Raw genomic sequence first — 26,293 nt, forward strand, 5'->3', positions numbered from 1 at the left:
AGAGCGTCTTCTCCTGACTACACTACTTTCCACAATATGCGGTTGATAGCAAGCAATGAGTTCTTGCGATCGCCTACGCGATTACTCTACCTTATTGCTTCCTTAGAAAATTAATACAATCAGGAAAAAAACAAAAGGTTTGATACTTATTGGAAATTGGGCATGAAGAAGAGACAAGGTAGACAAAGAAGAGGGGGAAGACTTGGGAGAGATTTGTTCAATAATTCCCCCTTGTCTCCCTTGTCCCCCTTGTCCCCAAGTCTTCCCATATCCTGGCACACATATCATAAAACAGGTTAAAAGTCTAGTCTATATGAACGCGCAAAAATTTTTATTACGTATTAATATCAATACGAATGCGTGAATTGACGAACGCGGCTTAAGATAGCTTTAATATCGGATAAAATCGGCTTCTAGGCTTATATAAATGAGTAATGGAGTGATTTTTGCATAATTTGTACTTAGATTTAGTACGATTATGAGCAAATGACACGCAATGGGATAATCACAACCTGAGGATTCCAGTTGATTCCAAAAATAAAACTCAGGAAGTTGATTATAATACATCCTGCTGCCTTCTGAGTTCTATCCTCCTACTGACTGTCTATCTTGTAGTTGATGCAGTAGATAGTATGGGGCAACTATGGTTATAGGACACTAAAATCTTTTTGTGCCTTTCACCAAATTGTACTGATTCACAAGTACATTACCTAATCAACAATCTTTTGGTTGTAATTATCCAGATTAGAAAAACTCAACTGTCAAATTAATAGGAGTGAAAATGCCAGAACAAGAATTTACCGAAACCCCATCTAAAGAGACTACAGTGGCAGAGATCAACAGCCAAACAGGAACCATCACCAAACTCCAGCCTCCGGCACAGTCTCAAGACGAATGGCTAAAATACGGGGAGCAAATTTCTACCTTTTTAGCAACATTACCAGATTATGTGGGAAGCTTCTTTAATCAATATAAGCAACCCCTGGTAACAGTTGGCTTGATTGTAGGATCAATTGTTGCCGTTAAAGTACTCTTGGCAATATTAGATGCTTTGAATGATATCCCTTTGGTAGCACCTACTTTTGAGTTGATCGGTATTGGTTACTCTGCCTGGTTTGTTTACCGTTATTTACTCAAAGCCTCAACCAGGAAAGAGTTAACGAGTGAAATCACCACTCTTAAATCACAAGTTGTCGGCAAACAAATTCCAGAAGCTTAATATCTAATTATCAAGGAAGGCAGTTCTTGCTGGAGGAAAACTGCCCGGTTGTTGAGCGTAGTCGAAACACTGTTTCTTGCCGTGAGCAAACGGGTCTTGGGTTTAAGACCACCACAAAACAAGAAAATTTGGGGCTGCTTATTAAGGAGGGGTCTGAATCCCCTTCTTAATAAAACCTCCAGCATAGCTGCCTACTTCAACGCTTCTCTATGAGACGCTACGCGTAGCTTGCTCTTTGTAGAAGTACGCTCTAATTCCAAATCCCCGAAGACTGGACGCCGGAAGTCGGTGTCCAGTCTTTTCTCAAAGTTGCTGACGAAATCTTTAACAGTTTGTAATATTAAGACTACACCATAACGCTAGTAGCCGTAGAAGTTGCTTCCTGCGATCCTTGGTTTAATTACAAATTAGTAATTATTGTTGAGGCGAACCTCCGGTGGGTAATTTAACTTTTGGGTTTGGTTTTGGAGTCTGTGGAAGTTCTGGAGATATTTTGGGCGATGCCTGCGGTGGGCTATCCCTACGCACTATATTCGGAGATGTAATTGCCGCCAGTTTGCCCCGTTTGACTAAAGCTTGATGAATCATCGCCGCCACTTCCGCCCGACTAGCTACTTTGTTGGGATCGAGGACTTGGGGATTTGGGTAGTTAACTACCAAACCATTGGTTGTAGCGGCAGCGATTTTGCCAATAGCATAAGGTGGAATATCTTTAGCATCTTTATAGAAACTAATAATTTGATTTGGGGAAGTGGGTGCTTTCAAATTCAACCCGCTGACAAGGGCAACTAAAACTTGCACTCGTGAAATATTTTGTTGTGGTTTGAAGGTTTTTTTCGGGTAGCCCTTGAGAAAACCCGCACTGATGGCTTGGTCAATTGCTGAAGTTGCCCAAAATTTTGTTGGTACATCTTGAAATGCGATCGCAGTCTTAGACGGTTCTTGGTCAAAAGCTTTTTCTAGTATGGCAGCAAATTCAGCGCGGTTTACAGGCTGATTTGGTCTAAAAGAATAATCAGGAAATCCTTTGAGAATCCCACGGGCAGAAAGAACGTCTATAAAACGCCTACCCCAAAAGTCATTAGGCACATCGTTAAATGCAATTGGCGGCGGAATGATTGATTTTGGTTTTGCTGGAGTTACTAAAGGCAACGCTGATGATTTGAGTGATGACTCAAGTTCTGTTGCAGGAGATATAGGTCTTTGTGGTTGTGGGGATTGAGTTGGGATTACCAGAATAGATGGTAACATTGCGCGGTAAGGAGTTGCGCTGTTAGTTGGGAATGAAGGTGTTTTGGGTTCAACAACAGCTTCAGGTGAAGAATAGGGCAAAACGTTGTTGGGGACTGTATAAGGTTCTACCTTGGCAGTAGGAGAGGGCAATACTTGATTTGGTTGAACGCTAGGAGATGGAGTAGAGGAAGGCAACAGCAGTCCGTTTAAGTTCCAGCTAGAATCTCTGCGGGACAATGACCAAAAGAGAATCGCTCCGATAGTGGTGAAGGCAACCAAAATGGCTATAAATTCATCAAAGCCAAGGGCAGTTTTTGGGGATGACTCCGGTTCGGAAGGAGGTCTATTTGTCATCGTGATTACCCTGGTAGCAGTAAAATTTGTGTCTAAACAAATTAAGCCACAGATGACTCTTTTACACCAGCCCTTTTTTAATTCGTAATGACGCTCCTGCGTCGCTAACGCTGCGCTAACGTAATTCGTAATTACGCCTAATGTGAATTAAGCTTTGAAACCCTTGTAATTTCATAGGTAATCCCAAAACTATGATTTTGAGTGAATCTAGAAACCCTTATAGAATAAGCGGTGTTTCTAATTCACATCAGACGTTAATTCGTAATTTGTAGTACGGTATTAGATTTCTGGTTCAATGCCAAGCGATCGCAATTGGGCAGCTAGGCGATCGGCTCTTTGGGATTCTTGTTCAGCTCTTTGGGATTCTTGTTCTGCTCTTTCATCGCCACTCAACAACAAATTCCCTTGTAAATCCCACCAACGCAACCAGGGTAATTCCACATTCTGATATTTTCCCTGCCATAAGCCTAATTCAACACCCAAAGCAACTATAGGATAATGTCCTCGTTCATTTGCTGGTAAAATCTGATACTGTCCTTCAATCAGATGATAAACTTCTAGGCTGGCTTTACTCGCTTCATAAATGCCGTAGAAGGCAGGACGAATCACCTGCTCATAAATCCAAAATTTACTCTTCAAAGGAGTTTTATCTCGTTCTTCACTACCCTCGCTAGAGACAAATTCTAAGACAATCAACGGGGCAATAAATTCTCGCCACATCACATAAGAACGTCGCGTTTGCCCATTGAGCAAAAATGGTACATTCGGTACATAAAACCAATCTGGTGCTTCTGCGCCTTTTTCAGGGGGATCGGTCAAGCGCCAGTAAATGCCTAAGTCCTGCCCTATACAGTATTCACCTTCAGGATTTAATTGCTTGAGTATGGGTGTAATTGAGTCAGTTAGTAGAAGGCTTTGGGGATGTTCTTGCCAATTTTTCACGAACGTACCATCGGACTCAGGAAGCTGGGTATGATCGGGGAAGGGGAAAGGAGCGAAGGCGTTGGGTGGATTGGTTACAGAGGTCATAACGCTACCTTTGCACTCTTGGTAAAGGTTATTTTTAGTTTAGCTTGCGTAGGCGTAGCCCGCACTTCGGCAAGCTCAGTGACCATCGTAGACATCGTTTTCTCAATATTCTCCACCCGGATTATAAATTGCACGCCAATTACTTCCAGTCGCCTGAGAAAGATTTTCAGCTTGATAGACCCTTGGTTTTATTAGATACCTAAACTAAAACCGGATTTTGAGGGTGGCAGAATGTAAAATATTAACTTATTCTTTACCTGTCTTTGAAAAAATCAGGGTGTCTAGTGCCAGAAGAATTTAGTTGCCAAATCTCACCGCCATTTTTGTCTCTTGGTAGCGATCGCGATCTTGGTTTAGATTCAACCCTCCAAGAACTACCAATGTATAACTTCTCGGTGGAAATTAGTCACACCGGGATGGAAGTAGCTAGTTTTTTGGACAAATACCCCTTGCTACCAGGAGTAATTTTGGTAGAACAGGGACAGTTCATTGGGATGATTTCGCGGCGGCGACTACTAGAATTTTTGATTCGTCCATTCGGACAAGAGTTATTTGTTCAGCAACCATTAGCTGTTCTCTACAGCTATGTGCGGACACCGATGTTGATTGTTACTGATACAACATCGATTTTAACAACAATGCAACTTAGTCTAAAGCGATCGCCAGAATTATTAGCAGAACCAATTGTCGTAGAAACGGAATCTGGCGCTTATAGATTGTTAGATGTCCAAGAATTGAATATTATTTCTTGGCAAATTCGGGGAATTGACAATTTGATCCGCTACGAACGCAGTCAAGCCCAAATGATTCAAAATGATAAAATGGCAAATCTGGGGCGTTTGGTAGACGGCGTAGCCCACGAAATTTTAGACCCAGTGGGTTTTATTTGGGGTAACATAATTTATGTTTCAAACTACAGTCAAGATTTACTCAAACTAATAGCAGCTTACGAGCAAGAGTTACCATTAGTTTCTCCGGCAATTAATCAGATTAAAGAAGAAATTGAATTTGATTTTTTAGAACAAGATTTGTCGCGATCGCTTGCTAGTATTCGCACGGGGGCGGAAAGATTAAAAAAACTCGTTACTAGTTTGCAAAACTTTTGTCACATTGATGAACTTTTTCCCAAACCAGTAGATTTACACGCCTGTATAGATAGCATTATTTTATTAATTAATAGCCGTCTTCAAGGAGAAATCGAAATCGTCAAATACTACGGTCAATTACCCCCAGTGTATTGCTTTATGGGGCAATTAAACCAGGTTTTGATGAATATTTTAAGTGAAGTTGTGGATACTTTACTCAATGAAGGAGTGCGACAGCAGTTACATTTAGAAGAAACAAAGACTGTTCAAAAACCCCGAATTGAGATCGCCACAGAAGTTATATCACAAGAAGCAAGCAACCCAGATGCACCAGATTCTCGCTGGGTTTTAATTCGCATTGCTGACAATGGCTCTGGAATGTCTGAAGAATTACAACAGCAAATTCTAGAGTCTTTTTCTCTGGAAACAAAGAATGGTAAAAATACTGGTTTAGCAGTAAGTTATCGAATTATCACTGTGAGACATGGCGGAAAATTAAATTTCCATTCACAAATTGGTATAGGTACAAAATTTGAAATATTGTTACCTCTGGTGTAAAAAAATATATTGATAAAAATGACTCATATTATTAATAATTTTATATTTTACTTTATAAATAGGTTCTAAACCCCTTGTTTGTCTATTTATTTGTAGCTTGTGTTCAAGGATAAAACTCAATATTTACTTTGGCATCGAAATTATAAGGAATACTTTCAGGAACTTCACCTTAACTTCATCTGTTGACTAAATTCATTAAGGAAAATGCTTAAATGCTTTCTCGAAATGCTCGATTGCTTTCTCAAAATGCTTGATTGCTTTCTCATTTCGGTAAATTTAGCAAGCAAAAAGGTATATTGCTTTCTCAAAATGCTTAAATGCTTTCTCATTTCAGTAGATTCAGCAAACAAAAAGGCATATTGCTTTCTCAAAATGCTTGATTACTTTCTCATTTCGGTATATCGCGTATTTATTTTGGTAGATTCAGCCAGCATTAAATTGGAGGGTGCGTTAAAACAGGCGTAACGCACTAATAAATGCAGTGCGTTACGGCTAGAACACCAATTAATTAAAATGTCTTTTGCAGCAAGCTTTCGCCACGTTGATAAATTTCCCGCGCGTGATCAGTCCAAGCGCCTTGCCCCCAATAACGAAAACAACTGGTTTGCAGCAAAAGATTATGTAGGAGAACGTTACGATATTGAGATTGTCTAGTAATCGGTTCTGCTGAGTCAGTTTGCAGTAATGGATCGATCTTTTGATGGAATAAACTGCTTAATTGATACATGGGAGATAACACATTTTCATATCCTTTTACCCAACTGATATGATTTGTCCACGAGGCTCCATCCAGATGAAAATTAGAGTTTGTTTGCTTCAATTCTTGAATAGCATTCTCTACAGCTTGCGGTTGAATATTATCTGGTGAAACTCTCTCCCAAATCTGATATTGCCCCACTGGTTGACAAGTTGGATAATCTTCAGGGTTGCATCCTGCTGCTTCGATTAATTCTAAATATTCTGTACCACACATCCCAACTACACCTGATTTTCCTCCGCCATTATTTACCATATCCCACCAAGCTTGTTTAAAAGCGCTAGGAAATTCATTCATCATCACGCCGCCATTTTCACCATCGCCAATTTGGCTAACTATTGGTGGCACAAATCCACTACCAATTTGTTGTTTGGATAATGTCTTCGCTTCATAATAAGGCTGCATCTGAGCAACTAATTTCGTATCGGAACCTTGAGTTTTAATTAAAGCTGTGATGCTAATTGTTTCGCCTTGAGAATTCCGGGCAATTAGACGATGTGGTAAATGTTTATAAGTGAGAGATTGACCAGTAAGAGTTTCTACAGAATGTTCTTGAACAAGTAGCCAACGATAGCCACATTCTTTCAACGCTTTCACAAATTCAAACAGAGCATCCGGGTGATTTGGTAGGTGCATTTCCGGGGGCGAAAATCCTTTGACTCGCGCTAATGCTTCCCAGCCAAAAATTGCGGCAAAGTGATGTTGCCATGCAACGATATGTAATTTAATATCTGCTATGGGTGTAGAAGGAATAACTGCATGACCCCACATTGTACCCAGCCATTCTACATAAGGTTGGTAGGTTGGATCGCAAGTAATACGCTTAAGATTATCCAGAACATCACCGCGTCCCATTTGCCGCAGTCCCCACAGCAGATTACCTGAGTAATCCAACATCACACGCGGATTGCAACCTTGATTTACAAGTTCCGGAATGAAGTCTCCCATACGGCTGTAACAATGAGCAAAAGGATCTGCATTGTGGTTATCCCCTTCATGGGGATGTTCAAACATATATTGCAGATTGCTGATCAGTGTACCGCCATTTCCAGCAGGTATAGTTGGCTGATGCATGTGCAAAGCGATCGCAAACACAGCATTTACATCTTCTAAACGAATATTCGTTGTTGGTAAAAATACTGGTCGATCTTGGTTAACCACAGAGAGAACCTCTGTTTCCCAACCAGAAATATTCGGTAAGCCATCAATGATTTCGGGCAAAGGAGTCAGGGTTGTAGGGAAGGAAAGCATTTCTGATTGCTCCGAAACAAGGTATGTCTAATTATGCGATCGCCCAGCAATTTCTGATCTACAACTTTATCTATTGATGCAAACTGCGATCGCCTTGTAGTCCTGCAATATCTGTGTATTTCAACAGTTTTGATATCACACTTGTATAAAAAGCGCTAAAAAATATCCAGTAATTCTATTTAATTTTGTTGCTATAAGCGTACATTTGTACCTCCCTATAGCCGATTCATTATGTTGCAAATATTTTTGGAAATGGTATGATACAACTCGAAATTTATAAATTCAGATTTTATCTGAATTTATGAACTTGAATCTGTTTCCCTTTTTTAAATAAGCTACAAAATCCACAGAAACTATAAACATTAAATATTATTCTTTATCAAGATAAATTTTTTTATTCTATGCTTTACGCAAATTTAACTTTAGGAGCAGTCTAATGAAACTAAAACAATTTGGAATTACATTTTTGAGTGTTTGTATTGCTGCTTTTTCAGGAATGAAAGCAGCAGAAGCGGCATCATTTTCAGTAATTGCCAACGATCTTAATAGTCCACGGGGTCTAAGTTTTGGCCCTGACGGTAGCCTCTATGTCACAGAGGCAGGAACAGGCGGAAATGGAGCTTGTGTTCCTTCACCGAGTGCCGCAGGTCAATCTTTATGTTATGGCACAACTGGTGCAGTCACCAAAATTAGAAATGGTACGCAAGAGCGTATACTTACAGGACTTCCTTCTTTAGCATTACCAAATGGTACTGATTCTGCTGGGCCTCAAGATATTAAATTTGATGCTACTGGCAAGCCTTATATTGCAGTTGGGTATGCTTCCGATCCCACATTTCGCGCCACATTAGGTAACACTGACTTAGGAAAAATCATTACTGCTAATTTCAATACAAATTCCTGGACTAGTGTGGCTGATTTAGCTAATTATGAACTTGCAAATAATCCCGATGGAGGCGATGTAATTAGCAATCCCTTCTCTCTTCTTTTAGATGGAAATAAAATTGTTGCAGTTGATACTGGTGCTAATGAGTTACTCAGTGTCGGGACTGATGGAAGTAATTTGAAAGCGATCGCCACAATTCCCCGCCAGACATTAACTAATCCAGTTTTTCCCACTGGTGCATCTTCATCGCCATTTGAAATCCAAGCAGTACCCACAAATATCGTCAAAGGCCCAGATGGCGCTTATTATATTAGCCAATTAACTGGTTTTCCTTTTCCCGAAGGTGAAGCAAAAATCTACCGAGTTGGTGCTAATGATAAACCAACAGTTTATACTGATGGCTTTACCCAACTTACTGACTTAGATTTTGATAGTCAAGGTAATTTATATGCTTTGCAATACGCTAATCAGTCACTTTGGAAAGGTAATCTAGATGGTTCTGTAATTAAAATAGCCAAGGATGGAACTCGCACAACTATTCTTAGTGGCAATGGATTAGAGTCTCCTACTGCTTTGACTATTGGTGCTGATGATGCTATTTACGTGACAAACCGAGGCGATGGCCCAGGACTTGGACAAGTTATCAAAATTGAGAATTCCAAGTCTGTTCCTGAATCTAGTTCTACTTTCAGCTTATTAGCATTTCTTGGCACTGCGAGTGTTACTTTGTTGCACAAGAGTAAAGCCAAAGGACTTTCCAACTAAAAAAATAATCCCATCGCTTTAGTGAGCAGGGGAAGTAGGGGAGGAAGAATCTAACGATCGTCTTCGCTCCCAAAATTGAATAATTTAATTTTTGGAAATCCCCAAAGACTGAAGATTTCGGAGAAGTTTATTCAGAAATGCTGAGTGTTGAGTCAGCGATCGCCCTCGGCATCTTCTCTACAAGACGCTACGCGAAGGGATAAGTTTTTCAATCAGCCGTTGTCTGCTTGGTGCTAGTGGTGTTGCTATTCGTAAAATTAGCTCTAACAACCAAGGGGCGAGGCGTTGACACAACACGGCTAAATGACTTTGCCATCCAACTAAAATTTCTGATGAATCATTTTGCATTCCGGTGACGAGTGCTTTAGCCACTTGCTGGGGAGTCATCGGGATCGCCCAGCGAAATAATTTTAAGTCGCGCACCATGTCTGTGTCTGTTAGGGAAGGTAGTAATGCAATGACGCGGATATTGTGTTCAGCTAATTCTTGGCGCAAAGCTTGGGTAAATCCTAAGATGGCAAACTTGGTTGCTGAGTATGTCGCCATCGTTGGTGCAGCCACTTTCCCCATCAGGCTCGATACATTGACAATTGTCCCTTGTCTTTGGCTGGCCATACGTCGAGCAATCAAACTAGTCAGGTTGTACATTCCTAACAAGTTCACAGAAATTTCTTCTTGAACTTGAGGCATTTTAGACTGCAAAAATGAGCTTTGGTAGGCAACTCCCGCACAATTAACCAGCAGGTGAATCTGTCCGTAATTGCGCCATAGTTGGGCAACAGCGATATTTACTTCAATTGTCTGCGTTAAATCTAAAGCTACGATCGCAGCTTCTGTACCCATCGCCTCGATTTCCTTGGCTACTTCTAATAACTTGCCGCGATCGCGTGCTACCAATATCATCTGCTTGATGCCTTGTTGCGCTAATTCGATGGCGATCGCTCGTCCAATTCCACGCGAAGCCCCTGTAATTAGGGCAACTTTACCTTGAATCTCCATTAGTTTTATTCTCCAAAATTTAAGTCTTACCAAACTCTTCGTTATTGCCGATACACACAAGCAAGAGCTACTTACTTGTCGGCGCAAGGTAAGACAAATAATCAATCGCAATTGAAATCAAACTGAAACTAAGCCTTTAGCAACGAGATATTTCTTGGTTAATCTGCAATCCCTCATAGTTGTCTATATGAGGCAGAAATTTCTCGTTTTGAACCCGTCAAAGCCTAACACACTTGGCTGAATGGGTATAGCTCATAGATTTTATTTCTCCTAGATCCGAGCGTTCATCAGCATCGCTGTCATACACACGTTAGCAATTAAATCAAGCTATTGCAATATTCTTTAATAAGGATTTCTTAATACTTCTTAACGACAAGTATATATATACAAAAGATTTTCTTAAATAAGTTTTTATGAATCCCTCAGTACCAATATCTCATTTTCCTGACAAATAGCCTTGTTTGAGGAAATTGTGATATCTAATTCATCGCTTAGAAACAAAAAAGACATATAGCATTTTGGCTGATGGTTGCAATAGTTAGAGTTTTTAATTCACAAAATTACATCAGTATATTTACTGTTTTCTTGAAAAGTAAGGTTGATGACCTTTATTGATTGACAATAATCAAAAATGGCTAGATTGTTGTCTAAAATTATCTGCTAAAACTTTAGAATAAATAGTAATTTCTTTAAGTTTAGCTTTGAGTTCATCAAAGTAATGCTTGAGACTTGCTTTGTTTATAACCAACTTCAATCATTCATTAATAATAAAATCCCCGATTTCTCTAAGAAGTCGAGGATCTGAACTGTAAGTCAATATGATTCCTAATTGATGATTCTGCCTAAAGTCATACTCCGTAAATTTACATAATTAGTAATTATTATCCTACGCTTAAATCGACTTACTCGCAGCAAGAATGGATATCAATACTGCTCGGTTAAGAATATTTGTAAAACAGATACCTCGAAGTCATGTTGAGGTACTCAAAAGTCGTGTTGAGGTACTTAAAAGTCGTTTTGAGGTACTTAAAAGTCGTTTTGAGGTACTTAAAAGCCGTTTTGAGGTACTTAAAAGTCGTTTTGAGGTACTCCGAAGTCGTTTTGAGGTACTCCAAAGTCGTGTTGAGGTACTCCGAAGTCGTTTTGAAGTACTTCAAACTTTGTTGCACCGCGATCAAGTACACAGGTGGGTAGGCTACGCCTACGCTTGAGTTTTAAAACAGTCGCTACACATTTCTATTTTTTAGGCAAAACCTACGCAGTATTGACACCACTCCCTATTCCCCATCTAAGTTGTGGCCTAAATGCCTGAAAAATGCTGTAAAGTCCATCAGCTTAATTAAGGAGTTAAAAAGTCTAAATGGTTTCCAGGTTTGGCACGCAAATCTTCCACAGTTCCCTGAATTTGTAATTTGCCTTGATTTAATAGCACAATCCAATCAGCACGGGCAATTACTCTTGGACGGTGGCTAATCAGAATCGTAGTTTTGCCTTGGCGATGCAACAATAGCTGATTTAAAACTTGAGCTTCACTAACAGGATCTAGTCCAGCTGTTGATTCATCTAAAATCAGAACTGGTGGATCATTGATAATGGCTCTTGCTATAGCCAATCTTTGCCGTTGTCCACCAGAAATATTTGACCCAAATTCACCTAATACAGTTTGATATTTTTCAGGTAGTTTACTAATAAAATCGTCTGCTTCAGCAATTTGGCAAGCATCGACAATTTGCTCAAAAGTGACGTGAGGAGAACCTAACCGAAAATTATCAATAATAGAGCGACTCCAAAAATGAGCTTCTTGCGGAACCAGGACTACTTGTTGTCGCAAACAATCAAGGGCTAAATCTTGTAGATTATAAATACCAATGCGAATATTACCAGAATTAGGTGTATATAATCCTGCAATCAGTTTAGCAAGAGAACTTTTACCGCAGCCAGATGTACCAATTAGAGCAATAACTTTACCGCCAGGAATAGTTAAGGAGAAATCTTGCAGTAACTCTAGTCTCCCAGGATAGTGAAAATTGAGATTTGTGCAAATAATATCAGCTTTCCCAGGAATCTTCGTAAAAGGTTTTTTAGTATCGCCTTGAGTTTCAGGTGTGGAATCGATAACTTCTGTTAAGCGCTGCGTGGCAGTTTTGGCACGAGTGAATTCATCTATAAAGTTGAGCGCAGTACTAATAAATGCTAAAAAATTACTATTCATCCCGTTAAATGCCAGCAGTTGACCAATGCTGAGTTCTTTACTAATAACCAGGATGCTGCCGAAACCAATCAGACTAATGCTGCCAATACTAGAAACTAAACTAGAGAAGATACCGTTAATAATTCCAATCTGAATTGTGCGAAATGTTTGATTTGCTAAACGACCAAATCGGTTCTGAAATTCTTCCCAAAACTGAGGAGCGGCGGTAGTAGTTTTCAGGGTCAAAGCGCCTTTAAAGCTTTCAACCAGAACACCTTGGTTTTCTGCATCTAAGACTAAAACACTTCTAATTTTTTGTTGAAGTGTAGGCAAAAAAATAATCGTGGACAAACTCATTACAATCGCAATAATTACACCAACTAAGGTAAGTTTCCAGCTATAGAACAGCATGAAACCTAAAGAAACTGCTGCAATCAATAATTGACTTGGTAGACTAATAACTGCTTGAGAAATTAGTTGATTAATTTGTTGAATATCTTGCAATCTGCTCACAATCTCGCCACTACGACGCGATTCATAGTAAGTCAAAGGCAACCGCAGGATTGTCCTAGCAAATTCTAAAATTAATCCTAACTCCAGCCGTTGGGCAAAATGGGCAATCAGGTTATATTGAACTAGTTTTAAACTACTTGACACAAGATTCATCACCACAACGGCAATAATCACAGCACTCAGAAGTTGGGTGTCACCCCGAACTAGTACATCATCTGTCAGAATTTGGAGCAGAATGGGAGAAGCTAACGAAAGCAGACCAATAATTAAAGCGCAAAGAAAAGCCTCAAATAGTATCTTTCCATAAGGCAATACACGCCGCACAAAGCGCCCAAATCCGTCAATTTTATCATCAGGTTGAGCATAAAAGCGAACCGAATCTGGCTCTAGTAAAAGCATCACTTTATCTGACCAAGCCTCTGTTAACTCTTTTTTAGAGACATAACGGATGTTAGCTGCTGGGTCGGCAACTATATATTTCTTGCCTTTTTGGCCATACAAAACAACCCAGTGGTAGCCTCTCCAGTGAATGATTGCTGGCAGTGGCGCTTGGTTCATCTTGTCTAATATTTCATTAGATGCTCTGACAGAGCGCGCATTGAAACCAAGTGCTTCGGCTCCCCGCCTCAGTCCTAACAATGTTGTTCCTAATTGACCAGTGCCTACTGCTTCCCGGATGTGATTTAGTGTAAAGTTGCGTTGATAATGTTTAGCAATGGAAGCAAGACAAGCCGCTCCACAATCTTCTTCACTATGTTGTGTAACAACTTGGTATTTCATTTCGCACTCCAGTATTTATATCGTGACAAAACCAAAAAAATAGCAGGGTTTTATCCCTGCATGGTTAAAAATTTAACCTATAGTTTAGTCGCACTATAGTTTTAATACTTAGACAAAATATCGTATTTTGATGCTCAGAGGGCTGTAAACAGCAACTCATGTTAGTTATCTTAAATTCACTTTGTTAAATAAAAGCTGATACAAAATGTATTAGTTTTTACTATGCTTACTTGTCTTTAAGATTGATCAAAGGTTATGGATATTGTGAGCGAAAAGCCTATGTAAAGTGTTATTGATAATTGCTAGTAGTAATTATCAATAACACTTTGTTAAGTTTTTTAAAGAAAAGTAGATAGGTAGGAATAAACGTATGTTAGGATGACTGCCATAAAGAAACAGCTAATGGCTACTAGGATTAAGTCGATTAGCAATTAAGCCACACGCAAAATTAATTTAACCTGCGTCAACAGTGTAAATTACTTGAAACGTGAACTTTTATCCTGAGTAGAGACACGTTAATCGTGTCTTTACGCTTATTATTTCCCTTCTACTGAACTTCATACAAATTGCCTATTGCCCTAATTGTCGATATAAACGCTGTTGTAGTTGCTAGCAATTGCAGTTGCTTTAAAACCATATGCTTTAGCACTAGCATATTGATTTGTTATTACTACATTCTTATTGGGCACGTTAAAAAAGAAACCACCAGACAGATTGGCTTCTTCGTTGGTGGTTAATGCAGTAAACAATGTGCTTTCCATAGTTTTAGTTCTCACTTGGTTGTTGAGTTTTAGATAACATCACACTACATTTATCAATGCAAACAGCACATTTATGAATGTTTTTGTGTTGTTAAGGAAATTATATGGGTGAAACTAGTGTAATAAAACAACTATTTCCTTAAGAAATATGTATTACAAGCTCTTAACAAACATACTACTTGGCTAATATTTATACTATTTTCACTGTTTTCTGAAAAAACCATGAATTTTATTCTCTTTAAATAGATAAATATTCTGGATTTAATTGTATGGCAAAAATATATATACGTATAAAGATTTTCTGAACAATAATGTCTAATTTAAGACTAAAATAGACAAAATAATTAACGTATTAATACTGATATTGAGGTACAAAACCTTAAAGTAAAGAGTATCAAATCAGTTAAATAGTATTTTGTTATACAAAATCATAAAAAAGCAATTTGGAAAACTCCAAAAATTTTGTTTGATTTTGAAATTTACGTATTGTCACGTAAGTATTGTTTTTTTTTATTTTGATTATACAGAGACTATTGAAAATAGTATAAAAAATTGTGATAACAACGGTTTTAAACTAGCTTAACTACTTATTAATTAGAAGAGAAAAGAAAAGTTTTTCTCTCTATTATAAAAATTTTTACAAGTAAATAAAGAAAAGGTAAAATTTTAAAAGAAAATTATAAAGATTTGGTCTTTTTACTAAAAGGCACTAATTGTTATATAGACTTAGGCTATGCATCAGTTTTTAGCTATTGCTGATGGAGAAACCTCTAAGACAAGCGGCTTATCTTCTCCCAAGGGAAGAGGCTAAGAAGACTAAGCTTTCAGAGGATGTTTGAAAAGTTGCAAAGTATACTAGAAAACCCTTTTTAAACCTCTTCCCAAAAGGTCGATAGGCTTTGAAATCCTCTCTTTTCTTCTAAAAAAGGGGGATAGAGACGTTAGATTTATGGGGCTTAGATGTTAGCAATAATACTTTTCAAACAACCTCTCAGAATGAGAAAGGCGGCTCCTAAGTTGAAAATGCTGTTCAATAAATACCTATATATAGATGTAATGTCGTTTTGTATTTTCATACTTGGTAGTGTACGAAGTTCATAACTATCACCTTCTTATACTAGCTAGCTATTTGCTAGATTGTTTGCACAACTAAAATATTTTTTAACATATATGCTTATTGACCCCCAACCGGACTTTCTTCGCCCAGTTGAAAGCGACGAATATCTTCCTCCGATTAGCAGTTGGACATGGCTGGGAGGGATATTTTTAATTGGAAGTGTTGGCGCTGCCTTCGGTCTTGCAAGTGTAATTCAATACAATGTAGTAGTGAGAGCAGATGGTACTGTCCGTCCCACGGGAGAAATACGGTTAGTGCAAGCAGCAGTAGAGGGAACAGTTAGAAGCATTAGGGTGAAAGAAAATCAAGTTGTGAAAAGGGGAGATGAGATTGCACTGCTCTACGACGCCCAATTACAAAGTAAAAAAAGCCAAATTGCTGGCAATATTCGGCAGAATCATTTACAAAGAACGCAAATCGATGCACAACTAAGAGCGCTACAGAATCAAATCACAGCTGAATCCAATTCGATGGGACAGGCGATTATCTCCGCGCAAGCCGATCTTAGTCGTAATCAACGGGATTATGGAGACAAGCGAATTACCAGTAAGGCAGAAGTGGATGAAGTAGAAGCCTCTGTGGAATTAGCAAGGGAAGAACTAAAGAGATATCAGCAGTTAGCAGAGACTGGAGCGATTGCAGCTTTACAGATTAAGGAAAAAGAACAAGCTTTCAAAGCAGCACTTGCCAGATTAGAACGGATCAAAACTGGACTCAATCCCACTAGGGCAAATGTGGAGATCGCCCAAGAACGCATTGCCCAAGAACGGGCAAAGGGTGAGTCTATGCTTGCGGCATTGAACAAAGAAAGACAAGAACTGATTGGGCGTCAAGTAGAAATTCAAAATCAAATCAGCAGCGCTCAAGAAGAGCTAAAACAACTCTCAACAGAACTGCAAAAAACTGTAATTCAGGCTTCAGAGGCAGGTACTATCCTAAAACTAGAATTAAGGAATCCTGGGCAAGTTGTTCGTGCTGGGGATGCGATCGCTCAAATTGCTCCTAGTAAAGCACCTCTGGTTATCAAAGCCCGTGTTGCCGCTTCTGATATTAGCAAAGTACAGGTGTGTAAAGTCGCACAAGTAACGAAATGTTCGCAAGGGGAAGTACAAATGCGGCTTTCTGCCTATCCCTACCCAGATTACGGCATCCTCAAAGGAGCTGTTAGAGCCATAACCGCCGACGCTATTACATCTCAAGTTAACGGCAATCCAATTCCACCTTACTATGAGGTGACAATTGAGGCAGAGAAACCTTATTTAAAAAAGGGCGATAAATCCTATCCCATTCAACCGGGGATGGAAGTTACAGCTGATATCATTTCCAAAAAAGAAACCGTAATGACATTTATTCTGAGAAAAGCAAGGTTGCTAACAGATTTGTAAGCTTTTTCTTGTATTCCACGCCATTGATAACCACTTCTGTATCATATTTTTTGTGAATTGGTATCACCACCGTTCATTGGCAATTCTTCTTTCCTTTGCTGATAATAGTTTTAGAGCTAATTATTTAAGAAGTTGATTGTGGTCTTTGCTCAAACTAGTCCCCCAGATGTAATAACAACTCGCCTCACGTTAGACGAGTATCGGGCTATGGAAGAAACCAACCCAGAACGCCATGAATACCGCAACGGAGAGATTATTACTATGTCGGGAGGATCGGAATCTCATAGTGCGATCGCCAGCAACTTCTTAATTTACTTGGGATTTTTACTGAGAGACACCGATTTTCGCTTGTATAATAGCGACTTGCGAGTTTGGATTCCTGAATATCAGTGTGGGACTTATACCGATTTGATGGCTGTTAATGGTGAACCAGAGTTCAATGGCAATCGCAATGATGAAATTCTGAATCCAATGCTTATTGTCGAAGTTTTATCGCCCTCTACCGAAGCATACGATCGCGGCGAAAAGTTCAGAAAATATCGTTCTCTTGCCAGCTTTTGTGAATATCTGCTTGTAAGCCAAACAGAACCCTACATTGAGCAATATCACAATTTGGATCGTAATAGTAACGATCGCTGGCTATGGCAAGTTCACTCTCACCTTGAGCGAACGATTATGCTGCACAGTTTAAATGTAGAAATTCCCCTGACTGAAATCTATCGTCGGATTAATTTTTAACTAATTCGGTGGAATTCCAGCTAATTAGTTAAATCAGAGCAATTTTGTTTTTAAGCCATTGATTGAAGCTCCCGCATTTATGCAACGCCAAAACCAGAAACCTCGATCCTCCCTAATTCTCCTCAAATACTTGTGTCTACACACAAGTATTTGAGACTTGCACCACAGGTTTTTGATCCCTCCAACCCCCTGCAAAAGCAACAGGGCTATTTCATTGCCTCAAAGGTTGATAAGGGGTGGAAGTAGGTTGAGGATTTGATGGTTTGCTAGACTGGGGAGTTGACCCACTCCAAACTCGATCGAACTGAGCTACCGATAACGACTGTAAAATACTAAGATTAAGCGGCTCTTTGCTGATAAATGTAGCGTAGGAAGGCTGCAAATAAGAACGATATTCAGGGCGGTTAAGGAGATGGGTTTCTAAAAAAGCGACGCTGAGGGCGTTGAGATAAGAATAAACAGCAGTACGATCGGGGCCTAGTAAGGCAGGTGGTACAGGTAAGACATCGTTTTGAGGAGTAGGTTCGGCGATCGCTGAAAAGTGGGTGGCATTTTCAATCAAAGCCAGGTACTTATTGGAGTCAGAAAGCCAGGTAAAGGGGCGAATTTGCTCAGATACGGGTGGTGCGAAAACATCTTGACTACCTGCTACCAGCATGACGGGAATTTTAATTTGACTGATTCCCCCCTGACCTAAAACTGAACTGTCAATGGGATTAATGGCAATGATGGCCTTGATGCGATCGTCTTTGAGTTCGTAATTTATTGGTGGTAAATCGTTTGCTTGACACTGCAAAAACACCGACAAATTTAAGGATGAATTATCGGGATTGCAATCTTGCCTGAGTTGCTCAAAGTTAATATTGGCTCCTGCTAAAGTCAAAACAGTATAACCACCAAAAGACTGACCGATCGCCCCAACTTGCTGAAAATTGAGTTTTCCTTGGAGGGTAGGATCGGATTTATCTAGACGCTGGAGTTCATTTAGTAGATATTTGATATCCAAAGGTCGGTTGATAAATTCTGCTGCATCTGGCGGCCCTGCCAAACCTGCAAAATATAGTTGAAAGCGTTCGGCATTACTACCTGGGTGTTCTAGTACAGCAACAGCAAAACCATAAGATGCTAGATGTTCAGCCAGATAGACAAAGGTAGAGCGGTCTGAAGCCAGCCCGTGAGAAATTACAATCAGGGGAAAGGGAGGAGAGAGTAAATCTCCAGTTTTTTGTGAACCTGCTGATGGCAAATAGATATCTACAGGTAGACGGCGCGAGCGAGAAATGTCATTTAACTCCAGGCTTTTTTTCTGCCAGGTGAATTTTCCTGGCGATCGCAAATCTGGTTTTTGGGAGAAATCAATTTTGGAAGTGGCTGCTTGAGCGATCGCTTCTTTTTGCAGAGAGGCAAAAACTTCATCCTTTTTTTTAATCAATTGCGACAAGTCATCGACTATCCTTAACCCCTCTGTAAAATTCACCCGGATAGTATCGCTAGGAAATTTCCGCAGTAAATTCACAACCGTTAACCCCTCTTTTTGATCGGCAGCAGACAAAATTAAAGAGGCACGTATGGCATAGAAGCCATTATTTCGAGACTCAGTGAGCAGTAATTTTCCTAGTTGTTGCACCAACCGCTCGCCTATCGGTGAGTAGGTAACTTGAGATACTAGTGTAGGAGTGACATCAAAGCGCTGCTGGAGTAGATCCCGCAGTTGAGCGAGTTGTTCGGGAGTCGCACGGCTAGCATAAAATGACAAATCTTGATCGATTTTGCCCTCTTTAGCAAAGGTTTCCAGCGAGTCCACCGATAAGGAAAATTCGCCGAAGGGAGGATAATAAAAGCTAATGCGTTCAGCCCCCAATCCGGGAGTAGCAGTCAAGAACGTAGATAGCAAACCTAAACCCAGATATTTCAAAAATTTTTTCATTAGAAAAACCCACTATCTAACCCTGGCAAACAACTTTGAGCAGGGAGGAAAGCGGGGCGGGATCTATAACCGCTTTCCTGTTGAATTGGTTTAGATATATCAAACAAGCTACAAGCACAATAAAGCAAGTACTTACGAGAAATTTGACAGGAGCTTTGAACGAGCAAAATACATGAGTAGCAAATTTTTCAGTCAAACAGCATCAGTAGCGCGATAATAGATATAGAGATCAAAATTAAGTTATATGTCCTTTGCTTCCTGCGCCTGTTGTGTTGTCGTCCTCAACCAACAACAAGAGCAAAATATCTCCCACCAAAACCAGTGCCAGGATGTGCCAGTTAAGCCCAGTAAAAGCATGGTTAAAAGTTGCACTGTAATTGAAAATGGCCGGGTGGTCGTTAAACCCTTACAACCACCACTCAATCAGGCTTCCGAGTAAATTTCAGGAATTTCCCTCCTTCACTCTAAGGGTAAAACATCGTGGAAGCGGTTGTAATCAATGTAGCGATGTCCATCGGGTGTGTGGTAAAAGATATCGACAAATTGATTGTTCCACAAAATCTCGTTAGCACCATAGCTATGACGGGCATGAACAACCTGGGCAACCGTTTCATCAATGCCACTCAAAGAGACAATCAGCATAGTATTTGTCTGGGTTAACGATTCTGGTGTCATCCCATACAAAGGACTAAACTCATCAATGACATGCATCACTGACCAGCTTAACGTGAAGCTAGGTGTTTGGTTCCTTACCAGTTTAAGATCGTGGAACCGACGTATGAACTGTCCTTCTAGGGTTACTTCGTCGCGCATCAAGTAGACTCGCATCTGCGCTTCCAGAATCGTATTGCGACGCTTATTAGCGCTGCGAAATATCAGAGTCGGCATCGCATTATGAGCTGTAATGACAGCAACACGGCTAAAAAGTACACGGGCTGTAGGTCGAGAGAACCGAGCAAAGGCTAGTCCTGTCATTACTGCAATTCCCACCAAACCAATCATTGCTTCAATTGTGACAATAATGTTGGCGTAAGTTGTTTTCGGATACATTGCCCCATAGCCAATAGATGCTAGGGTTTGGACGCTAAAGAAAAAGACATCTAAAAAAGAGCCAGGTTGGGCGTTGGCAATACAATCTCCTCCGATCAAGTAAGCTAGGGCAAATAGAGCATTAATCGTTATATAGAAAGTACAAATTAGCAGCAGAAAGCCAATCCAAGGAATCGTTAACAGCAGATGATAAGGATCGCGCCAGTAGGAATGCCATGCACCCATACCTATAATTTCAAATTTTCCATCTTGAACTTGAATCTTAATCGGTGGGATCGAACGCTGTCGTTTCTTGGGTGAAAGTCTCTTCAGTCGAAATTTCATTACAAGTAGCCAAAAGAACGGCAACTACTTAGTATTGTAAATTAAGTTGCATTAGAGACATTCACTCTGTAGCAGTCCTAAATCATTTGTGAAGTATTTTTCTGTGGGCTGTCATTAGTCATTAGTCATTTGTCATTTGTCCTTTGTAATTGCAAATGGCAGAGAACAAATTACCAGGGACGACCATAACAAAAATTTTCACAATCTCATTTAGGATTGCTATAAGTAAGTCGGTGATAAAAAACCTAACTAGGTTACGAAATGTAAATATATCTAGAATCCTTACAAATGACTAAGAACAAATGACAAATGACAACCCTCACTAATGATCTTTATTTGCACCTACCTACTTAGACAATTAGAGAGTGGGGAGTGGAAATTTAGACTTTCTTTTCTTAAATCAGCAAAAAAATAGGGTGTGCAATGCCCACCCTACTAATTTATCTGCTAGAAACTTATTAAAAACTTGTTGTTATGGCTTTAGTGATTGACCTTTAGAACAGCGGTCAAACCACTCCTGGTATTTTTTCTGGTGCGATTCATCTTCAACTGCAATGGTAACACGCACCTGCTTGCAACCGTTATTTCGCTCTAGTGCGATCGCATTCAATAATAAATTAGCAATTCTAGGTGAGCTAAACTCGCCGCTTACCGTTAAACCGTTGTCATGTGTAACTTCAAGTCTTTCTACTTCAGTCAAATCAACGCCAGGAATTTCTTCTTGTCCTAAATCAATTTCTGCGAGTTGTTTGTGTTCTGGGTTAATTTGTTCCACAATCAGCTTTTCACGCCGGACAGGAACTTGTACTATCCGAGTTTCAATGACTTTGCGAACAATTACCTCACCAACTTTACGCTTACTGCTTTCAACAACTAGTCGTTCTTCTAGTAGACGAATAATCTGTTCTTCAGGAATCTGTTCTAAATTATTTAATGACTCAACTGAGCTACTTGTCGTTTGATTGTTAGCTACTTGCTCAGTTGAGTTAAAATCGCCTGGTGTTTCTGATTCTAAATATTCAGGCATATATTCAATTTCTGATTTGTTTAAGTCTATGAAAACAGATTGAGTCGGCTTGTCTATTTTTTTGATTCTCTGGCTCTGCAACTGAAATAAAGAAGGATGTTTATCAGCTAACTGCTGGCTAGATTCATGGTTCGATATTACGAGGTTTAGCCGACGATTAGCATCCACAATTAAATCATGAACTACTCCTACTAGCTGACCTTGATTATCAAACACAGCAAAATTGTTCACCTTCTTTCTTAAATCTACCAGCGAGGAGATAGTGCGAGAATTACCCTTTGCCTGTAAAGTATTTTTTGCCATAATTTGGCTATTCATCTGGAAAGTTTACTAACTGCTTTCTACTTAGCTAAATTAAATGTATTAATCATCTGGATACCATTTAGAAAGTATTTGCGCTCAATGGATTTATCCAACTCATATCCAGAGTAATATTTGCAATCAAAAATTCTAAGTGGTATTAATACTTTTCGCTTAAGCGGGAAAGAGGAAAGGGTGACGATTTCAATTTATCTTTACCCCTTTTCCCAGACCAAAAGAGAGATTGTTGGGTTTATCCGAAAAGTATTGTAAGTGGTATCAGCGTAAGCACAGGTAAAGCTAATTCAACTGCTTCACCTGTACTGTGTAAAATTAATTATTAGTCATTAGCTAGTAACTAATGACTATATATAGTTAGCGTTCTTCAATGGGAAGATTACCAGAATTCACATCTAACTCTTCACGACGCACAGTTTCTTGAGTTTCAACTGTGTCTTGCTCGACCACTTTTCTAACTCTGACTTCTTCACGCAAAAATGCTTCTTTGCGAATATCAGGAGTTTCTTCATGGATTTCTATGCGAGCAACTTCGCCTTCACGGAAGTCTGCTTCGCGCCCAGAAACAGGTGTACCCGCATCTGCTGGAGTTACACGTTCAATCACGACTCGTTCTCTTTCTATTGGCACTGCAACCCGTGCGGTATCAGTTTCAATATGCTTGCCAATCGTTACTTCTCCAGTTTTTTGGCGTCGTTTGCTGGCAATCAACCGTTCTTCATACAATCTTAGAGTTTGATGATCTTGCTCGTTTAAACCGTATAAAGCAGGCTCATTTTCGTAAGTGTAGCTATCACGGGCGTAAGTGGGAGTTGTACCCAATGGTGCTACAGGCGTTCCTAAAGGATCTAATCCTGCTAAAGGGTCTAATGGGGTTGCAGCTTCTACAGGAAGATTATTGTAGTCTGTGGGTTGGCGATATACCCCACGCACCCGTTCTTCATAGTCGTAATCAAGGGTTTGACGTTCATCAAACTCAGGCAAATCTTCAGCTTGCTCTCTAGTCAAACCAATTGTGTAAACGCGATCAGTATTATAGTCGATACGAGCGCGGCCGATTGGTAGTAATACTTTTTTACCAAAAATCCAGAAGCCTAAGTCAACAACTAGATAGCGAAAATGACCTTCTTCATCAACTAAAACATCGCTAACAGTACCAACTTTTTCATCAGTTCCCTGTGTATAGACACCCTGCCCTTTAATGTCATGACCATCAAAACTCTCTTGATAGCTAGGCTCAAAATCTTCTAGTTTGTAAAGAACCATTATTTTTAACCTCAAATATTTTTTGTCAATCTCTTAATAACTAAAGTAGACATTGATTTATTTTTGTACATCCTTCTGCCGAATGAATTATTTCCAGAGTTAAATAATCGAAAGTTATAGATAATTTTGAGCGATATGGCTAACTAGAGACATGAAATTAGGAATATCTCACTTGAATATTGTAAAGATATGTCTAGCTTTAGTACGCGGGGTTCACCAGATATATTAAGATTTTCAATGCAAAGTTTTGTATTTTGTATCTTGTATCTTTTGATCTGTAGATGGTTTCTCAAAATATAATTTTTTGAATGTTAAGATTCCTACTTTTTAGAAAGTTGAAAATCTTGTTATTGAATAAAAAATACAGGCAGAAATAAAATTAACTTTGCCTGTATGATAATTTTTAGATAAATCTATCAAACAAATTTATAAACCAGCTAATTAAATAGCTTTATATGCAGTAATACCAGATTATTGCACATCTAAATTACCCGTAGCATCAACATCTAATTCTTCTCGACGAATGGTGTCTTGTGCTTCCACAATGTCCTTTTCTACTATTTTTTTCACCCTGACTTCTTCACGCACAAAGGCTTCTTTCTGTATATCAGGCGTTTCTTCGTACACTTCTATGCGTGCTACTTCTCCTTCTTGAAACTTAAGTTCATTGGGATTTACAACCTTTCCTGCTTCTGTCGGCGTAACTCGCTCAATCAAAACTCGTTCTTTTTGAACGGGTACTGTAACGCTTACAGTTTCTGTTTCAATATGCTTACCAACCGTGACTTCTCCGGTTTTGATGCGCTGTTTATTGGCAATCAATCGTTCTTCATAGAGTTTAAAAGTTTGATGAGATTGCTCATTCAATCCATATAAATTGGGATTTTCTTGGTAATTGTATGTATCGCGATCGGAAGTCACACCGCTAGTTGGAGAACGAAATACACTACGTACCTTTTCTTCGTAATCATTATTAACGATCGCATCTTCTGTATGATCGGGTAAACCTTCTATTTGCTGTCTGCTCAACCCATCAACATAGACGCGTCTTTCTAGATAACTGATCCGGCAAAGACCAGTTGGTAGTAAAATTTTCTTGTTAACAAAATCTAAGCTGACATCAATAATTAAATAGCGGAAATGACCATCATCATCAACTAAAACGTCAGCAACTGAGCCAACTCTGTCCCCACCCTCAGTATAAAGATCCAACACTTTGAGATCGTCTCCGCCAAAAGTATCTCGATAATTTGGGTCAAAGCGTTCAAGTTTATGAAGAGGCATACGCTGTTCCTAAGTTGTTTATAAGGTTTATTTACGAGTGTAAAAAATATTGAGCTAAATATCCTCCTGCTGGCGACTGAGTTTAATGGAAATATTTGAGGATTTATATTAAGGGGAATACTCAAGTGAAACAGTCCTGCGTTTTAAGGGGATTGGGCAATCTCATCTGCGTAAGTCCTAATTAAGAGCCAATACTGAAACAATGGGAATAGAAACTACAGAACCATGCAGATTATGAGTGAACTTCCAAATAGTCTTGAAGATGCGATCGCCCAATCTCGTGTAGCCGTTCAAGCTGCCCTTGCAGATGGCTGTACTCGCTTACAAGTTGAGTTCCTGTTCCCAGAACTGAAGTTTATGCCGATAGCGGAACAATTTCTGCCAGCATTTACAGATTATGATTCCCGTTTGAAAATTTTCTTTGCTGACGCTGGCGCTGCGGCCCTAGCCCGACGTGATTGGGTAGATTCGCCATTTCAAATTTTGGATATTGGTACGGGTAGGGCTGCTTCCTTGGAGACAAAAATTCAGCCAGAGGATGAAATTTTCTTATTCATCGCCCCCACATCGGTAGAAGTGCCACAGTTGGAAAAGCTGTGTGAAGTAATAGGCGATCGCCCTTTAGTCTTGTTAAATCCCCGTTTAGAAGATTCTGGAACCGTGGGCATTGGTTATACAGCGAGAAAAATCCGCGATCGCTTTATCAGTACCATTGAATCCGCCTATTACGTACGCCCCATAGACGATCAAAGTGCCCTATATCGCTGCTACCCAGGACAGTGGGAAGTTTGGCTGGAAAACAAAGGCGAATATCAAAGAATTGCCGAATTACCCACAAAACCATCAGGTGATGATTTGGATCTGATTGTTTTAAAAGGACAACCGCAAACAACAACAGATGCGACACCTGCGAGAAAGCCCAGTGTATTTAAGAGTTTGCAACGGTTCTTAAAAGCATTGAGTAGTTAGGGGGACTTAGACAAAAAATACCCAGAAAATGTTTAAGTCACGTTAGGAGAAAGTAGAGGTAGCAGGGAGAGATTTTGTTATCTGCTGCCTCATTTTATTTGGCTTGGTTAGCTCGACTTTATCCAAGATTAAAAACTTGGTTTTGTTTCTCCAGTAAAAACCCTGGCTTTTTGGCAAATACTTTTTCCACGTCATAGATTATTTATGAAGTTAAAAAAGTAAAACTACTGTTCCACAGAAGTTGCAGTGATAGCGATCGCGTTGTAAAAAAAATGGATAAAGTCGAGGTTAATAGAAGCCTACATCGACCGCTTGCAGCGATCTAAGTAGTTCACTCTTACTAGCCCTTACCTAACTAAAAGCTACTGCTGCTGCTAGAATCATTGCTACTGCTACTCCCAGAATCACAGCTACTGTTGCTGCTAGAATCATTGCTACTGCTAGTGCTGGAGTCACAGCTACTGTTGCTGCTAGAATCATTGCTACTGCTAGTGCTGGAGTCACAGC

19 protein-coding genes are annotated in these 26,293 nt (G+C 39.6%); 8 read left to right on the forward strand and 11 right to left on the reverse strand.

What is annotated here, in order from left to right; translation table 11 throughout:
• Positions 1-781: 781 nt before the first annotated feature.
• A complete protein-coding gene (locus RM368_RS19795; RefSeq protein WP_322695631.1) occupies positions 782-1,219 on the forward strand; it encodes a CAAD domain-containing protein in 438 nt (145 codons plus the stop codon).
• A gap of 414 nt (positions 1,220-1,633) precedes the next feature.
• On the opposite strand, the gene RM368_RS19800 is transcribed toward RM368_RS19795, so the two are convergent.
• Both RM368_RS19800 and RM368_RS19805 read right to left on the reverse strand, forming a co-directional pair.
• Complete coding sequence (locus RM368_RS19800; RefSeq protein WP_322695632.1) at positions 1,634-2,806, reverse strand: S-layer homology domain-containing protein; 1,173 nt, start codon at positions 2,804-2,806, stop codon at positions 1,634-1,636.
• Positions 2,807-3,085: 279 nt separating this feature from the next.
• Positions 3,086-3,835, reverse strand: a complete 750-nt coding sequence (locus tag RM368_RS19805; protein WP_322695633.1) for a Uma2 family endonuclease — start codon at positions 3,833-3,835, stop codon at positions 3,086-3,088.
• A 284-nt stretch (positions 3,836-4,119) separates the two neighbouring features.
• Here RM368_RS19805 and RM368_RS19810 point away from each other — a divergent pair, with 284 nt between their 5' ends.
• Complete coding sequence (locus tag RM368_RS19810; RefSeq protein WP_322695634.1) at positions 4,120-5,478, forward strand: sensor histidine kinase; 1,359 nt, start codon at positions 4,120-4,122, stop codon at positions 5,476-5,478.
• A 508-nt stretch (positions 5,479-5,986) separates the two neighbouring features.
• On the opposite strand, the gene RM368_RS19815 is transcribed toward RM368_RS19810, so the two are convergent.
• The gene (locus tag RM368_RS19815) at positions 5,987-7,486 is read right to left on the reverse strand and encodes a glycosyl hydrolase family 57 (protein WP_322695635.1); all 1,500 of its coding nucleotides are present in this window, start codon (positions 7,484-7,486) and stop codon (positions 5,987-5,989) included.
• A gap of 436 nt (positions 7,487-7,922) precedes the next feature.
• On the opposite strand from RM368_RS19815, the gene RM368_RS19820 reads away from it, so the two are divergent.
• The gene (locus tag RM368_RS19820) at positions 7,923-9,137 is read left to right on the forward strand and encodes a ScyD/ScyE family protein (RefSeq protein ID WP_322695636.1); all 1,215 of its coding nucleotides are present in this window, start codon (positions 7,923-7,925) and stop codon (positions 9,135-9,137) included.
• 177 nt (positions 9,138-9,314) lie between these two features.
• On the opposite strand, the gene RM368_RS19825 is transcribed toward RM368_RS19820, so the two are convergent.
• Positions 9,315-10,136, reverse strand: a complete 822-nt coding sequence (locus tag RM368_RS19825) for an SDR family NAD(P)-dependent oxidoreductase (RefSeq protein WP_322695637.1) — start codon at positions 10,134-10,136, stop codon at positions 9,315-9,317.
• 917 nt (positions 10,137-11,053) lie between these two features.
• Here RM368_RS19825 and RM368_RS19830 point away from each other — a divergent pair.
• Positions 11,054-11,347: a hypothetical protein gene (locus RM368_RS19830; RefSeq protein ID WP_322695638.1), complete on the forward strand. Its 294-nt coding sequence runs from the start codon at positions 11,054-11,056 to the stop codon at positions 11,345-11,347.
• A gap of 128 nt (positions 11,348-11,475) precedes the next feature.
• On the opposite strand, the gene RM368_RS19835 is transcribed toward RM368_RS19830, so the two are convergent.
• The gene (locus RM368_RS19835) at positions 11,476-13,620 is read right to left on the reverse strand and encodes a peptidase domain-containing ABC transporter (protein WP_322695639.1); all 2,145 of its coding nucleotides are present in this window, start codon (positions 13,618-13,620) and stop codon (positions 11,476-11,478) included.
• A gap of 578 nt (positions 13,621-14,198) precedes the next feature.
• Entirely contained in the window at positions 14,199-14,381 is a 183-nt protein-coding gene (locus RM368_RS19840; RefSeq protein WP_322695640.1) for a hypothetical protein, read from the reverse strand.
• Positions 14,382-15,551: 1,170 nt separating this feature from the next.
• On the opposite strand from RM368_RS19840, the gene RM368_RS19845 reads away from it, so the two are divergent.
• Both RM368_RS19845 and RM368_RS19850 read left to right on the forward strand, forming a co-directional pair.
• A complete protein-coding gene (locus RM368_RS19845; RefSeq protein WP_322695641.1) occupies positions 15,552-16,883 on the forward strand; it encodes an HlyD family efflux transporter periplasmic adaptor subunit in 1,332 nt (443 codons plus the stop codon).
• Between the two features lie 138 nt (positions 16,884-17,021).
• Positions 17,022-17,621 (forward strand): Uma2 family endonuclease, encoded by a 600-nt coding sequence (locus tag RM368_RS19850; protein WP_322695642.1) that lies wholly within the window; start codon positions 17,022-17,024, stop codon positions 17,619-17,621.
• Positions 17,622-17,832: 211 nt separating this feature from the next.
• On the opposite strand, the gene RM368_RS19855 is transcribed toward RM368_RS19850, so the two are convergent.
• Positions 17,833-19,548 carry an alpha/beta hydrolase gene (locus RM368_RS19855; protein ID WP_322695643.1) on the reverse strand — a complete coding sequence of 572 codons (1,716 nt, stop codon included), beginning with the start codon at positions 19,546-19,548 and terminating at the stop codon, positions 17,833-17,835.
• A 244-nt stretch (positions 19,549-19,792) separates the two neighbouring features.
• Here RM368_RS19855 and RM368_RS19860 point away from each other — a divergent pair, with 244 nt between their 5' ends.
• Entirely contained in the window at positions 19,793-19,987 is a 195-nt protein-coding gene (locus tag RM368_RS19860) for a hypothetical protein (RefSeq protein WP_322695644.1), read from the forward strand.
• A gap of 20 nt (positions 19,988-20,007) precedes the next feature.
• Here RM368_RS19860 and RM368_RS19865 read toward each other — a convergent pair whose 3' ends face one another.
• The 4 genes from RM368_RS19865 to RM368_RS19880 form a co-directional block, all read right to left on the reverse strand.
• Positions 20,008-20,922, reverse strand: a complete 915-nt coding sequence (locus RM368_RS19865; protein WP_322684788.1) for an ion channel — start codon at positions 20,920-20,922, stop codon at positions 20,008-20,010.
• A 472-nt stretch (positions 20,923-21,394) separates the two neighbouring features.
• Entirely contained in the window at positions 21,395-22,267 is an 873-nt protein-coding gene (locus tag RM368_RS19870) for a YsnF/AvaK domain-containing protein (protein WP_322695645.1), read from the reverse strand.
• A 357-nt stretch (positions 22,268-22,624) separates the two neighbouring features.
• Positions 22,625-23,533 carry a DUF2382 domain-containing protein gene (locus RM368_RS19875; protein WP_322695646.1) on the reverse strand — a complete coding sequence of 303 codons (909 nt, stop codon included), beginning with the start codon at positions 23,531-23,533 and terminating at the stop codon, positions 22,625-22,627.
• Positions 23,534-24,004: 471 nt separating this feature from the next.
• A complete protein-coding gene (locus RM368_RS19880) occupies positions 24,005-24,817 on the reverse strand; it encodes a DUF2382 domain-containing protein (RefSeq protein ID WP_322695647.1) in 813 nt (270 codons plus the stop codon).
• Between the two features lie 234 nt (positions 24,818-25,051).
• Here RM368_RS19880 and RM368_RS19885 point away from each other — a divergent pair, with 234 nt between their 5' ends.
• Complete coding sequence (locus RM368_RS19885; RefSeq protein WP_322695648.1) at positions 25,052-25,786, forward strand: DUF1995 family protein; 735 nt, start codon at positions 25,052-25,054, stop codon at positions 25,784-25,786.
• Positions 25,787-26,293: the final 507 nt, after the last annotated feature.

Source organism: Nostoc sp. DedSLP03 (assembly GCF_034530815.1).
Lineage (GTDB): Bacteria > Cyanobacteriota > Cyanobacteriia > Cyanobacteriales > Nostocaceae > Nostoc.

Coding starts and splice junctions, on each gene's coding strand:
- RM368_RS19800 (WP_322695632.1), bottom strand. CDS start 2,806: ATGACAAATAGACCTCCTTCCGAACCGGAGTCATCCCCAAAAACTGCC.
- RM368_RS19855 (WP_322695643.1), bottom strand. CDS start 19,548: ATGAAAAAATTTTTGAAATATCTGGGTTTAGGTTTGCTATCTACGTTC.
- RM368_RS19795 (WP_322695631.1), top strand. CDS start 782: ATGCCAGAACAAGAATTTACCGAAACCCCATCTAAAGAGACTACAGTG.
- RM368_RS19845 (WP_322695641.1), top strand. CDS start 15,552: ATGCTTATTGACCCCCAACCGGACTTTCTTCGCCCAGTTGAAAGCGAC.
- RM368_RS19815 (WP_322695635.1), bottom strand. CDS start 7,486: ATGCTTTCCTTCCCTACAACCCTGACTCCTTTGCCCGAAATCATTGAT.
- RM368_RS19865 (WP_322684788.1), bottom strand. CDS start 20,922: ATGAAATTTCGACTGAAGAGACTTTCACCCAAGAAACGACAGCGTTCG.
- RM368_RS19830 (WP_322695638.1), top strand. CDS start 11,054: ATGGATATCAATACTGCTCGGTTAAGAATATTTGTAAAACAGATACCT.
- RM368_RS19870 (WP_322695645.1), bottom strand. CDS start 22,267: ATGAATAGCCAAATTATGGCAAAAAATACTTTACAGGCAAAGGGTAAT.
- RM368_RS19880 (WP_322695647.1), bottom strand. CDS start 24,817: ATGCCTCTTCATAAACTTGAACGCTTTGACCCAAATTATCGAGATACT.
- RM368_RS19820 (WP_322695636.1), top strand. CDS start 7,923: ATGAAACTAAAACAATTTGGAATTACATTTTTGAGTGTTTGTATTGCT.
- RM368_RS19805 (WP_322695633.1), bottom strand. CDS start 3,835: ATGACCTCTGTAACCAATCCACCCAACGCCTTCGCTCCTTTCCCCTTC.
- RM368_RS19875 (WP_322695646.1), bottom strand. CDS start 23,533: ATGGTTCTTTACAAACTAGAAGATTTTGAGCCTAGCTATCAAGAGAGT.
- RM368_RS19885 (WP_322695648.1), top strand. CDS start 25,052: ATGAGTGAACTTCCAAATAGTCTTGAAGATGCGATCGCCCAATCTCGT.
- RM368_RS19825 (WP_322695637.1), bottom strand. CDS start 10,136: ATGGAGATTCAAGGTAAAGTTGCCCTAATTACAGGGGCTTCGCGTGGA.
- RM368_RS19835 (WP_322695639.1), bottom strand. CDS start 13,620: ATGAAATACCAAGTTGTTACACAACATAGTGAAGAAGATTGTGGAGCG.
- RM368_RS19860 (WP_322695644.1), top strand. CDS start 19,793: ATGTCCTTTGCTTCCTGCGCCTGTTGTGTTGTCGTCCTCAACCAACAA.
- RM368_RS19840 (WP_322695640.1), bottom strand. CDS start 14,381: ATGGAAAGCACATTGTTTACTGCATTAACCACCAACGAAGAAGCCAAT.